Raw genomic sequence first — 12,076 nt, 5'->3', positions numbered from 1 at the left:
GTTCAAACAACTAGCCAAATAGCGTATTGTACAAGTCAGCAAAAGGGGCAAAGTCCCCGAGCCAATCTCCGAAGGCGGCGGCAAAGGGTGCCGCCACGGTGTGAAAGGGTGGATTGTAATGAAGAACGAAATGAGCAGAAGGCAGTTCCTGGGCTTTGCTGGTTCCGCGGCTGCGGTTCTTGGTCTGGGCCTCGTGGGCTGCGGTGGTTCTGCCGGCTCTGGCTCCTCTGCTTCTGGTGACGCTGCCGAGGTCTACTTCCTCCAGTTCAAGCCCGAGGTCGACAAGGAGTGGAAGGAGATCGCCAAGGCGTACAAGAAGGAGAAGGGCGTCGAGGTCAAGATCGTGACCGCCGCCTCCAACACCTACGAGGAGAAGCTCAAGTCCGAGATGTCCAAGAGCTCCGCTCCGACGCTGTTCCAGGTCAACGGCCCCACCGGCCTTAAGAACTGGAAGGACTACTGCGCCGATCTTTCCGACACCAAGCTCCGCGGCGAGCTCATCGACGACTCCCTGGCGCTGCAGTCCGACGGCAAGGATCTGGGTATCGACTGGGTTCAGGAGAGCTACGGCATCATCTACAACAAGGAGCTCCTCGAGAAGGCCGGCTACAAGGCCGAGGACATCAACTCCTTCGACAAGCTGAAGGCTTGCGCCGATGACATCCAGGCCCGCAAGGACGAGCTCGGCGTTGACGGTGCCTTCACTTCCGCCGGCATGGATGACTCCTCCAGCTGGCGCTACACCACCCACCTCGCCAACCTCCCGCTCTACTACGAGTTCGAGAAGGAGCACAACCAGGAGGACGACGAGATCAAGGGCGAGTATCTCGACAACTTTAAGCAGATCTTCGACCTGTATATCACCGACTCCACCTGCGATCCTTCGCAGCTTGCCTCCAAGACCGGTGACGACGCCACCAACGAGTTCGCAACCGGTAAGGCCGTTTTCTACCAGAACGGCTCTTGGGCCTACGCCGACCTCACCAAGGCCGGTATGACCGACGACCAGCTCGGCATGCTGCCGATCTACATCGGCGTCGACGGCGAGGAGAACCAGGGCCTGTGCTCCGGCGGCGAGAACTACTGGTGCGTCAGCTCCCAGGCTTCCGAGGATGCCCAGAAGGCCACCGAGGACTTCATGTATTGGTGCGTCACTTCTGACACCGCCACCAGCATCATCGCTGACAAGATGGGTCTGACCGCCCCGTTCAAGAGCGCTAAGGAGACCACCAACGTCTTCTCGCAGCAGGCCGTTGCTATGGCCAAGGACGGCAAGAAGACCGTTGCTTGGGACTTCGTTTACATCCCCTCTGAGGAGTGGAAGAAGAACCTCAAGCAGGCTCTCATCGCTTATGCTGCCGACAACACCAAGTGGGACGGCGTCAAGAACGCCTTCGTCGATGGCTGGAAGACCGAGAAGGCTGCTTCCGAGTAAGCAGTTGCTGCCCAAGCTATCTGATTAGCGACAGGGGGCGGGCAGACGTAGGTTTGCCCGCCCCCTGCATATTGAAAGGACCCTTCTATGGGCAAAGCACTCAAACGCTGGTGGCCGCTCTTTATGCTGCCCACGTGCCTGGCGTTTATGATCGGGTTCGTGATTCCCTTTATCCAGGGTTTCTATCTCTCGTTCTGCCAGTTTATTACCATCAATAACGCGCACTTTGTCGGTATCGAGAACTACGTGCGCGCGCTGTCCGATCCGCAGTTCTCCACGTCGTTCTTCTTTACGGTGGCGTTTGCCTTCCTGTCGACGGTGCTCATCAACGTGATCGCGCTGGCCATTGCGCAGGCGCTCACTCGCAAGGCGCTCAAGGGCACCAACATCTTCCGTACGATTTTCTTTATGCCTAACCTGATTGGCGGCATTGTACTGGGTTACATTTGGCAGATTCTGATCAACTGCCTGCTCTCCAACGTGGGTGCCCAGCTTATCGCCCTCAACTCCGCCGCTGGCTTCTGGGGCCTTATCATCCTGACCCTGTGGCAACAGGTCGGCTACATGATGATCATCTACATCGCCGGTCTGCAGTCCATCCCGTCTGACTACATTGAGGCCGCCAAGGTCGATGGCGCTACGGCATGGCAGACGTTTTGGAAGGTTAAGATCCCCAACCTGATGCCGACCATCACCATCTGCTTGTTCCTGTCCATCACCAACGGCTTTAAGCTGTTCGACCAGAACCTTGCCCTTACCGGTGGCGCCCCGGCGCACTCCACCGAGATGCTCGCCCTGAACATCTACAACACGTTCTATTCGCGTGCTGGCATCGCATGGCAGGGCATCGGTCAGGCCAAGGCAGTTATCTTCTGCATCCTGGTTGTCGCTATTTCTATGATCCAGCTTAAGGCCACGAGGTCCAAGGAGGTGCAGCAGTAATGAAACGCGATAAGGCTATCAACCGCGCGCTCTCGATCTTCTTTACGATCCTGTCGCTCGCATGGATCTACCCCGTGTTCATGATTGCGCTCAATTCCTTTAAGAAAGCGACCGCAATCAGCACCACCACGGCGTTCGATCTGCTCACGCCCGAGACGTTCAACGGCCTCGCAAACTACGTGCACGCTCTGAACGAGCAGGGCTTTGCCTCGGCGTTTATGTACTCGCTTATCATCACGGTCACGTCGGTCGTGCTGATTCTGGTGTGCTGCTCCATGTGCGCTTGGTACGTGGTGCGCGTCAACAGCAAGATCTCGAACTTCTTCTATTACCTGTTCGTCTTCTCGATGGTCGTACCGTTCCAGATGCTCATGTTCACGCTGTCCAACCTCGCGGACCGCATCGGCTTTAACACGCCGTTTAACATCTGCTTCATCTACCTTGGTTTTGGCGCGGGCCTCGCGGTCTTTATGTTCGCCGGCTTCGTCAAGAACATCCCGCTCGAGATTGAGGAAGCGGCCATGATCGACGGCTGCAACCCGGTCCAAGTGTTCTTTAAGATCGTCCTTCCCATTATGAAGCCCACCTATCTTTCGGTCGGCATCCTTGAGACCATGTGGGTCTGGAACGACTATCTGCTGCCCTACCTTACGCTCGACTCCACCAAGTACAAGACCATTCCTATCTTGATCCAGTACTTCCGTGGCGGCTATGGCCACGTCGAGCTCGGTCCCATGATGGCGTGCATCATGATGGTCGTCATCCCCATCGTCATCATGTACATCTTCTGCCAGAAGTACATCATCGACGGTGTGGTGGCAGGTGCCGTCAAGGGCTGATGCCGTAACTGTTTTGCAAGTTTTGGCGGCGCCTCTCAGCGCGGCGCCGCGTATCGAAAGGTAAAGACATGGCCGAGATCGTTCTCAAACATGTTCAGAAGGTGTATCCCAACAACGAGTCAAAAAAGAAGGGCTTCTTTGGCAAAAAGAAGAAGACCGAGGAGAAGAAGCACAACCTCAAGGTTACCGAGGACGGTGTGCTCGCTGTAGAGGACTTCAACCTCACCGTTCACGACCAGGAGTTCATCGTCCTCGTTGGCCCTTCTGGCTGCGGTAAGTCCACGACGATGCGCATGGTCGCCGGCCTGGAGGACATCACCTCCGGCGATGTGTTCATCGATGGCAAGCGCGTCAACGACGTGGCGCCCAAGGACCGCGACATCGCCATGGTGTTCCAGAGTTATGCTCTGTACCCCAATATGACGGTGTACGAGAACATGGCGTTTACGCTCGAACTCAAGAAGGTCCCCAAGGACGAGATCGACCGCAAGGTTCGCTCCGCTGCCGAGATCCTGGGTATTACCGAGTACCTCGACCGTAAGCCCAAGGCGCTCTCTGGCGGCCAGCGCCAGCGCGTCGCCATCGGCCGCGCCATCGTGCGTGACCCCAAGGTCTTCCTGATGGACGAGCCGCTGTCCAACCTGGATGCCAAGCTTCGTAACCAGATGCGCGCCGAGCTCATCAAGCTGCGCCACGAGATCAAGGGCACCTTCATCTACGTTACCCACGACCAGACCGAGGCTATGACCCTCGGCGACCGCATCGTGGTCATGAAGGACGGCGTCGTCCAGCAGATCGCCACGCCGCAGGAGGTCTTCAACCATCCCGCGAACATCTTCGTCGCCGGCTTCATCGGCGTGCCGCAGATGAACTTCTTCGATGCCCAGCTGGTGCGCTCGGGCAACGGCTTTACTGTCAAGACCGAGGATATGAACGTGGCGCTCGCCCCGGAGACTTGCGCTCAGCTTGCCCTCAACTGGGACGGCGGCGACGTGAAGGAGATTACGGCCGGCGTGCGCCCCGAGCAGATCCTGCTTGCCGACAAGGGCGAGGAGGGTGCGCTCCAGGGCACCGTCGAGGTGACCGAGCTCATGGGCTCGACCGAGCATGTCCACGTGACCGCTCCCGACGGCCAGTTTGTCCTGATTATCCCCGTCGTCGACCTCGAGGCCAAGGGCGCGCTCAAGGCTGGCGACCCCATCTGGTTCAAGTTCGAGAAGAACGCGACCCACCTCTTCGATAAGGTGTCTGGCAAGAACCTTATCTAGGCCCGGTGCATCCAGGCCCTCCCTTTGGGCGACTGCGGCTTTGCCATCCTTTTGCCGCGGTCACATATAAGGCTCCCCTCCCGTCCACTGGGCGAGAGGGGAGCCTTTCTTTGTGTTGGGACTGTCTGACCGGTCGTTTGTCTCGATCTGTAACGGATAGGGCCGATTTCGGACGTTAGATGTTACAGATCGAGGCGGTTCCGCTGAGCTAACCATTTCATCTAAATCTGTAACACCAAAGGCGAATTTCACCTGCTAGATGTTACAGATTGAGATAAACCCAAGGGGAGGGGCCGGTATGTCTCAATCTGTAACAGCTGGGACCGTTTTGGTTGAGTAGTTGTTATGGATCGAGATTGTTTGGCCGAGTCGGATCACAGGGTAACGTGCGGGCACAAAAAACGGAGCCGCGTTGCCGTGGCTCCGTTTTCAAGAGGATGGGCGATGAAACCGAATTAGCTCAGGTGCCAGATCTCGTCGTTGTACTGGGAGATCGTACGGTCGGACGAGAAGGCGCCGGCGTTGGCGATATTGATGAGCGCCTTGCGCATCCAGGCGTCCTGGTCCTCGTAGTCGGCCAGCACGCGCTCCTTGGCCTGGATGTACTCCTCAATGTCGAGCAGGGCCATAAACCAGTCCTTGCCCTTAATGTCGTCGTGCAGGCGCTGCAGGCGCTCGGCGTTGCCGGTTGCCATAAAGGCCGGGTTGGTGATGAAGTCCACCAGCAGTTTAATGCCGGGCTTGCGGTAGAGCGCACCGGCGTTGTAGGTGCCGTCGGCGTAGAGCTGCTCGACCTGTTTGGACGAGGCACCAAAGGTATAGATGTTCTCGTCGCCCACGAGCTCGGCAATCTCCACGTTGGCACCGTCGAGCGTGCACAGGGTTAGGGCGCCGTTGAGCATGAACTTCATGTTGGAGGTGCCGCTCGCCTCCTTGGAGGCCAGGCTGATCTGCTCGGAGATGTCAGCGGCGGGGATCACGCGCTCGGCGGCGGTGACGTTGTAGTTCTCGATCATGACAACCTGCAGGTAGGGAGCCACGTCGGGGTCGTTTGCAATCCACTGCGACAGCGTCAGGATCAGATGGATGATGTCCTGCGCGATAGTGTAGGCAGGCGCCGCCTTGCCGCCAAAGATGATGGTGACAGGGTGCTTAGGCCTGTTGCCGTTCTTGATATCGAAGTACTTCCAGATGATGTAGAGCGCGAGCATCTGCTGACGCTTGTACTCGTGGATGCGCTTGACCTGGACGTCGATGATGGCGTTGGAGGGAATGGTCACGCCCTGCTCGAGCGCCATGAACTGGCGCATGATGGCCTTGGCCTCGACCTTGGTGGCGGCCAGGCGCTCAAGAACGTCCTTGTCGTCGGCGAACTTGGCGAGTTTGTTCAGATCGCCGGTGCTGCGCCAGTCGGTGCCGATTACATCGTCGAGCAGGCTGGCGAGCGCGGGGTTGGCTCCATGGATCCAGCGGCGGAAGGTGATGCCGTTGGTCTTGTTGGAGAACTTCTCGGGATAGATCTCGTAGAACGGATGAAGCTCGGTGTCCTCCAGGATCTTGGTGTGGAGGGCGGCTACGCCGTTGATGGAGAAGCCAAAGTGGATGTCCATGTGGGCCATGTGGACGGTGTCGTGCTCGTCGATGATGGCGACGCGCGGGTCATCGTGCTCGGCTTTCGCGATCTCATCGAGCTTGACGATAATGTCGGCGATGGCAGGGGAGACCTTCTGCAGGCTGGCGAGCGGCCACTTCTCGAGCGCCTCGGCAAGGATCGTGTGGTTAGTGTAGGCGACCATGGAGCGTACGATGGTCACGGCCTCGTCAAACTCGATGCCATGCTCGGTGGTGAGCAAGCGAATGAGCTCGGGGATGACCATGGTGGGGTGCGTGTCGTTAATTTGGACCACGGCGTAGTCGGCCAGATCGTGCAGGTTGCTGCCGCGCTCGACGGCCTCGTCGATCAGGAGCTGGGCGGCGTTGCTCACCATGAAGTACTCCTGATAGATGCGAAGCAGGCGGCCCTGCTCGTCGGAATCGTCGGGGTAGAGGAACAAGGTGAGGTTCTTGGCGATCTCGGTCTTGTCGAAGTCGATGGAGCTGCCGGGGACCAGGCCGTCGTCGACGCTCGCCAGGTCGAACAGGCGCAGACGGTTCTTGGTGGGCTGGCCGTAACCGGGCACGTCGATGTTGACGAGCTTGGAGGTAACGGCAAAATCGCCGAACTCGACGGTGTAGGAGCGGCCGTCGTCGACTAGGATGTCCTGCTCACCGAGCCACTCGTCGGGGACGGCCTTCTGCTGGTTGTCGACAAAGCGCTGACGGAACAGGCCGTAGTGATAGTTGAGGCCCACGCCATCGCCGGTCAAGCCCAGCGTGGCGATGGAATCCAGGAAGCATGCGGCCAGGCGGCCCAGGCCGCCGTTGCCGAGCGACGGCTCGACCTCGAACTCCTCGATCTTGTTGAGGTCGTGGCTTGCGGCGGTGAGCTGGTCCTTAACCTCATCGTAGATGCCGAGGTCGATCATGTTGTTGATGAGCAGCTTGCCGATCAAAAATTCGGCGGAAATGTAATAGAGCTTTTTCTTGCCGTTGTTGAGCGGGCAGGCGGCGGAGCGCTCCTGCACGAGTTTGACCAGCAGCTTGTAAATGCGACGGTCGTCGAGCTGCTCGAGCGAGGTGCCAAAAGACTGCTCGGCGAGTTCCATGAGGTTAATTTGGGGCATGTTTTCTCCTGTGATGGGTTGTTTCATGTCTGCAATTCATAAGAAGCCCGCGCGAGGGGATTGGGGTGGCCTCGCGCGGGAAAAAGCAAGCGCGTCCGCACGGTGGGGAGGGGTCGGGCGCGGTAGCTCCTATTGAGGAAGCTCGATTTCGGCTTCCGACGGGATGCGGAAGTAGGTCTCGGTCCAGTCGGTGAGTTTGTGCTCGAGCTCGCGGGTGATGGCGCCGTCGAGCATGCGCCAGGTCCAGTTGCCGCCCAACGTGGCAGGGGTGTTGATGCGCGCCTCGTTGCCCAAGTTGAGCAGGTCCTGCATGGTGTAGATGCACGTGTCGCTCACGCTGGCGGCGATGGTGCGATTGAGTGCATCTGCCATGGGTTCGCCGGCCTGCTGATGGGTGTACAGGGCTGCCTGCTCGCGCTGACGCGGGGTAGCCGTTCCCTCAAACCAACCGCGCGCCGTCTCGTTGTCGTGGGTGCCCACATAGGCGACGGTGTTGGCGATGTAGTTATGCGGCAGGTAGTACGAGTTGGTGCCCTCAAAGGCAAACTGCAGGATCTTCATGCCGGGGAAGCCCGAGTTGTCGCGCATGTCGATGACGCCGGGGGTGAGGAAGCCCAGGTCCTCGGCGATGATGGGCAGCGTGCCGAGCTTTTCCTCGAGCGTCTTGAAGAACTTGAGGCCGGGACCCTGCGTCCACGAACCGTAGGACGAATCGGGTGAGGAGAACGGCACCTCCCAATAGGCCTCGAAGCCGCGGAAGTGATCCAGGCGGATGACGTCGTACATGTCGAGGGCGGCGCGAATGCGGCCCTCCCACCAGGAGAAGCCGTCGGACTCCATGGCGTCCCAGTCGTAGATGGGGTTGCCCCAGTACTGGCCGGTGGCCGAGAACTGGTCGGGCGGCGTGCCGGCGACGCTCACCGGATTGCCGGCGGCGTCGATCTTAAAGAGCTCAGGCGTCGCCCACATCTCGACGGAGTCACGCGAGACATAGATGGGCAGGTCGCCGATGATGAGAATGTCGCGCTCGTTGGCATAGGCCTTGAGGCGGCTCCACTGGCGATCGAAGAAGTACTGCGTCATCTGGTGGTAGAGCATACGCGCCGGATGGTCGGCGCAGACCTTGGCGGAAGCCTCGCCGCGGGTGCGGAGCTCCGCGGGCCACTCCCAAAACGCCTTGAGACCGCACTCCTCTTTGACGGTCATGAACTCACAGTAGGGGATGAGCCAGTCCTCGTTGGCCTGGATAAAGTCATCGAAATCGGCCGGCTTGTCGGCAGCAAAGCGCTCGGCGGCTCGGTCGAGAATCTGACGGCGGCCGCCAAAGATAGCACCGTAGTCGACATTGCTGGGGTCGGATCCCAGATACACGCCATCGATATCGCGCTGCTCCAGATACCCTGCCTCGATAAGCTCGGTAAAGTCGATAAAGTTGGGGTTGCCTGCGCGGGCCGAGAACGACTGATAGGGCGAATCGCCATAGCTGGTCGTCGTAAGGGGCAGAATCTGCCAGTAATGTTGTTTGCACGAGGCGAGAAAATCGACGAAGTCGTAGGCATTCCAGCCAAAGCCGCCGATTCCGTATGGTCCGGGCAATGACGAAACGGGCATCAGAACACCGCTTGCACGCTCCATGGATGCACTCACCGTCCTTTTGAATAAGGGGCTGCGCCGTAGATGGATAGACGGCTCGTCCCGAGTTTCCATTTCTATTGTCCCTATTGTAGAACATGTTGTTTAAACATGTATATAGAGAATGAAAAAGTTGCCGAATTTCGGTGAATGGTAGTGCGCCATAAAGACGATATGAGCAGAACAATGTGAGCCCCTGCTTCGTATCGTCTTTTGATTCGTGGGCCAAGGCTGACAATGGTCGTCGTCATTAAAATCCGGCAGCCAGCCAGGTTGCCACAATGCGAGACTGGCTCACAATGCCACATGTTGCCTCTATTGGCCTTGAGGTGCACGCCCGCAGCATCAAAGGATGCGCCTTCAATCCGTTCACGGGCGAGATCGGCGGGAAGCCCCTTCTCCTACGACCCCGCCTCCGTCGCCGACTCGATCCTTTCTATCGAGTCGCCCGGGGCAGTCTACGAGTCCGGCGTCACCGGCTTTCCCTTCTGCAGGGAGCCGCGCTGCCTCGGCGTGGACTGCGTCATCGGCGCGGTCTCCAAGATGCAGAGGCCCGCGGCCGACAAGCGACGCAAGACCGACAAGCGCGACGCCGAGTTTTCGGCCAAGCAGCTCGCACTGCACGAAATCGTCGAGGTCCACGTCCCCGACTGCGAGTGCGAGGGCGCCAGGGACCTCTTCCAGGCCCCCGCCGATGCCCGGGAGAGGTTACCGTGTTACCGTCAAGCAGCGCCTCTCCAAGTACCTGCCCAGGAATGGGCAGTGCCACCCCGGCGGAGACGACCAGAGAAGGAGGCTCGGGACGTGGACCAGGGCGCACTGGGCCTGGATCGAAGCCGCGGAGATGGCCGACCCCACGGCCCAGCAGACCCTCGACTGCTATAAGGAGCGCGTCAAGCGGGCGGTAGACGAGAAGAAGGACCTGGAATCCAAGGTGGAGTCCCAGTCGGAACAGCCCCGATGGAAGCCGACGATGGACGTGCTCAGCTGCATGAAGGGCATCGACGTCGTCATCTCCGCTGTTAGTGTTAGTGTATTTTTCACCGTTCAGTTTAATGCTACCACTGACAGTTGAAACGCCTGTGGAAGGGATAGCCTTGTTGGACGGGGACTATTCGTGATAGTATCGCGCCGCAACATCGAGGCGCGAATCGCCCATGTGGTGGCAGCGCGAGTTTCGTGAGGTGTGGTGTGGACGGGACGCAGCGTTTTATGGGTCTGGCCGGTCCGACTGGTGTGCAGTTCTGTCGGGCCGGCCGAGATTGGTGAAGAGATCGCGTTGTTGAATGAGCGAATTTTACAAGCAGCTCTTCAAGGCGCTCTGGGCGTTGGCTAGGGCTGCGCAGTCAATCGCATGCAGCGATAGGCGAGGTGATTGCTCGATGGGTTGGCGACTAGTTTTGTGCCGTACTTGCCCCGGTGCCGTCGTTATCTGCCGAGTACCAGAATGCGTAGGCCGCAACGACGGCATCGTAGACGGCTGCAACTACGTTATCCACGACGGCTGCGAAGTTGACTACAACGGGAATGGGGCCGGTTTTGGAATCCATCTTCTCTACTTCTGGGGTCTCGTACATGGGAACATCTCCTTAGAGTTGGGACAGGACGCTCAGGTCGCCTAGATCGTCATCGATTAGGTCGATATAGAGGTCGCCGTCCATATTGATGTCTGCAATCAACGATGAGATCTCTTCCATCTCGTCAATCGAGTGCATGCGATTGGCCAACGCGGTAATAACGGGTTTATCCCAAACGGTTGCCATTCCGGCATCGTAGTATTCCTGAAGACTGTGTTTGCGAACGTTTCCAATGATGAGAGGTATATAGGGGGATACGACGATATCGCCATTGGCGTGGATGGCCACTTGGTCAAATTGCATCTGCAGCTGGGGGAATCTGACCAAGTGGTCGATGGGGTCGCCCCACTCAAGCATGAAGTAGCCTCGATAGTCCGGATCGTATCGAAGGTCGTTGATCGTGTTGACTAGCCGACGGTATTGATTATTCGAAGGGCGAATCGTGCGGTTTCTTCGGGCTCTACCGAGGAGCATGAGCGGCTGAACTCTAAGGTCAATTCGGTCAGTTCTACCCGACGATTTCAGCTTGTCTCGAAGCATCGTGCAAACTGGTTTGAAATCGTCGACATTGAACGATGTCGGACAAAAGGCAATTGAAAGGTGCAGTGAGGCTTCGTTCAGCGTGATATCGATGGCGTCGAGCACCCGGTCGTATAATCCCGAGAGTCCTCGCATATGTTCGTGAGAATCGCGTAGGCCATCGAGGCTAAACTGTATGCCGTTTAAACCGGCGCGTTCGAGCTCATGCAAAGTATTTGAGTTTGCGAGCAGACCGTTTGACACGAGGTTGCATTTGACGCCAGATGCGCTGAGCCGCCGCAAGGATTCGATGACAAGGAGTGGACTTGAGTGATGGCGATGTCGGACGTTATAGTTCCAATGGTGGGGTCATGCCTGCTGCTGGTGTTCGGAATAATGATGTATCGAGGCAAGCTCACGGGATTGCTTGCTGGAATGTCATCGCTATCGGGAGGGCGTTTAGAGGAGGAAAAGCGGACGGCCGAGTCTCTAGGCACAAACCGAGCGGTGGGGGCGGTTATAGTTTTCTCCGCAATATGTCTCCTTTTTTCGTCCCTTTTTCCGGACAAAAGGGCGATTTTCGGTCTGATGGTGGCTGCCGTAATAATCGCCGCACTTGCCTATGTAAATAGGGAGTCTATTCGTATGTATATCAAGGCGAAACGGAATCCTGGGCATCGCAACCCGCGATAGTGTTTTGCGAGGATTAACAATAAGGAGTGTATGGGAGCGATTAAGCGGCGAACTAATTCAGTTTTGGATAAAAGGTCGCTTGATGGGGGCTGGCATGTTTAAGAAGACGGTTAACGAGTTATTTCGCTGTAAAGGGTCGCGGCTTTTCGTGATTCTCATGTCGGTGAATTATGCTCTCTCGTGCGTCATGCCCGCCTTAAACGGTGGGTTTGTAGATTTTCTCGTGACGAATAGGGATCCATCTCGCGTCGTATGATTTGCAGCCTTTGTTGCCAGCATAGGGATATCGGCATCCTTCGTGTCGTATGCGATGGGCGTGAACGTATCGCGCGTCATTTTGGAGATGACTACGAGACTGATGGGGGCCACGTGTGAGTCGTTTGAACGAGGGCCCTTGGAAAAGGGGGTGTTCCTATAGTTTTGTCAACTGGGAAATGCTCTCCGTGCG

10 protein-coding genes are annotated in these 12,076 nt (G+C 57.8%); 6 read left to right on the top strand and 4 right to left on the bottom strand.

The window, feature by feature from the left end; all coding sequences use genetic code 11:
- The first annotated feature begins 118 nt into the window (after nucleotides 1-118).
- The 4 genes from DXA43_RS08895 (at nucleotide 119) to DXA43_RS08880 (ending at nucleotide 4,484) form a co-directional block, all read left to right on the top strand.
- On the top strand, nucleotides 119-1,435 hold the full coding sequence (locus tag DXA43_RS08895) for an ABC transporter substrate-binding protein (RefSeq protein WP_055252173.1): 1,317 nt from the start codon (nucleotides 119-121) through the stop codon (nucleotides 1,433-1,435).
- 87 nt (nucleotides 1,436-1,522) lie between these two features.
- Nucleotides 1,523-2,377: a carbohydrate ABC transporter permease gene (locus DXA43_RS08890; protein WP_055252174.1), complete on the top strand. Its 855-nt coding sequence runs from the start codon at nucleotides 1,523-1,525 to the stop codon at nucleotides 2,375-2,377.
- Nucleotides 2,377-3,216: a carbohydrate ABC transporter permease gene (locus tag DXA43_RS08885; protein WP_117584245.1), complete on the top strand. Its 840-nt coding sequence runs from the start codon at nucleotides 2,377-2,379 to the stop codon at nucleotides 3,214-3,216. The genes DXA43_RS08890 and DXA43_RS08885 overlap by 1 nt, the downstream gene beginning before the upstream one ends.
- Nucleotides 3,217-3,284: 68 nt before the next feature.
- The gene (locus DXA43_RS08880; protein WP_117584246.1) at nucleotides 3,285-4,484 is read left to right on the top strand and encodes an ABC transporter ATP-binding protein; all 1,200 of its coding nucleotides are present in this window, start codon (nucleotides 3,285-3,287) and stop codon (nucleotides 4,482-4,484) included.
- Nucleotides 4,485-4,939: 455 nt separating this feature from the next.
- Here DXA43_RS08880 and glgP read toward each other — a convergent pair whose 3' ends face one another.
- Both glgP and malQ read right to left on the bottom strand, forming a co-directional pair.
- Nucleotides 4,940-7,207: a glycogen/starch/alpha-glucan family phosphorylase gene (gene glgP, locus DXA43_RS08875; protein WP_233540059.1), complete on the bottom strand. Its 2,268-nt coding sequence runs from the start codon at nucleotides 7,205-7,207 to the stop codon at nucleotides 4,940-4,942.
- Between the two features lie 129 nt (nucleotides 7,208-7,336).
- Nucleotides 7,337-8,914 carry a 4-alpha-glucanotransferase gene (gene malQ, locus DXA43_RS08870; RefSeq protein ID WP_255413624.1) on the bottom strand — a complete coding sequence of 526 codons (1,578 nt, stop codon included), beginning with the start codon at nucleotides 8,912-8,914 and terminating at the stop codon, nucleotides 7,337-7,339.
- 769 nt (nucleotides 8,915-9,683) lie between these two features.
- Between malQ and DXA43_RS08860 the strand changes: the two genes are divergently transcribed.
- The gene (locus tag DXA43_RS08860; protein ID WP_117564843.1) at nucleotides 9,684-9,914 is read left to right on the top strand and encodes a hypothetical protein; all 231 of its coding nucleotides are present in this window, start codon (nucleotides 9,684-9,686) and stop codon (nucleotides 9,912-9,914) included.
- A gap of 319 nt (nucleotides 9,915-10,233) precedes the next feature.
- Here DXA43_RS08860 and DXA43_RS08855 read toward each other — a convergent pair whose 3' ends face one another.
- Together DXA43_RS08855 and DXA43_RS08850 are read right to left on the bottom strand one after the other, a co-directional pair.
- Nucleotides 10,234-10,416 carry a hypothetical protein gene (locus DXA43_RS08855; protein WP_117564844.1) on the bottom strand — a complete coding sequence of 61 codons (183 nt, stop codon included), beginning with the start codon at nucleotides 10,414-10,416 and terminating at the stop codon, nucleotides 10,234-10,236.
- A gap of 12 nt (nucleotides 10,417-10,428) precedes the next feature.
- Nucleotides 10,429-11,199 (bottom strand): radical SAM protein, encoded by a 771-nt coding sequence (locus DXA43_RS08850; RefSeq protein ID WP_147344749.1) that lies wholly within the window; start codon nucleotides 11,197-11,199, stop codon nucleotides 10,429-10,431.
- A 69-nt stretch (nucleotides 11,200-11,268) separates the two neighbouring features.
- On the opposite strand from DXA43_RS08850, the gene DXA43_RS10620 reads away from it, so the two are divergent.
- Entirely contained in the window at nucleotides 11,269-11,628 is a 360-nt protein-coding gene (locus DXA43_RS10620; RefSeq protein ID WP_117564846.1) for a DUF3784 domain-containing protein, read from the top strand.
- The last annotated feature ends 448 nt before the right edge of the window (nucleotides 11,629-12,076 follow it).

The organism is Collinsella sp. OF02-10, assembly GCF_003463445.1.
Taxonomy (GTDB): Bacteria; Actinomycetota; Coriobacteriia; order Coriobacteriales; family Coriobacteriaceae; genus Collinsella.
This window is presented reverse-complemented; position numbering and strand designations above follow the sequence as displayed.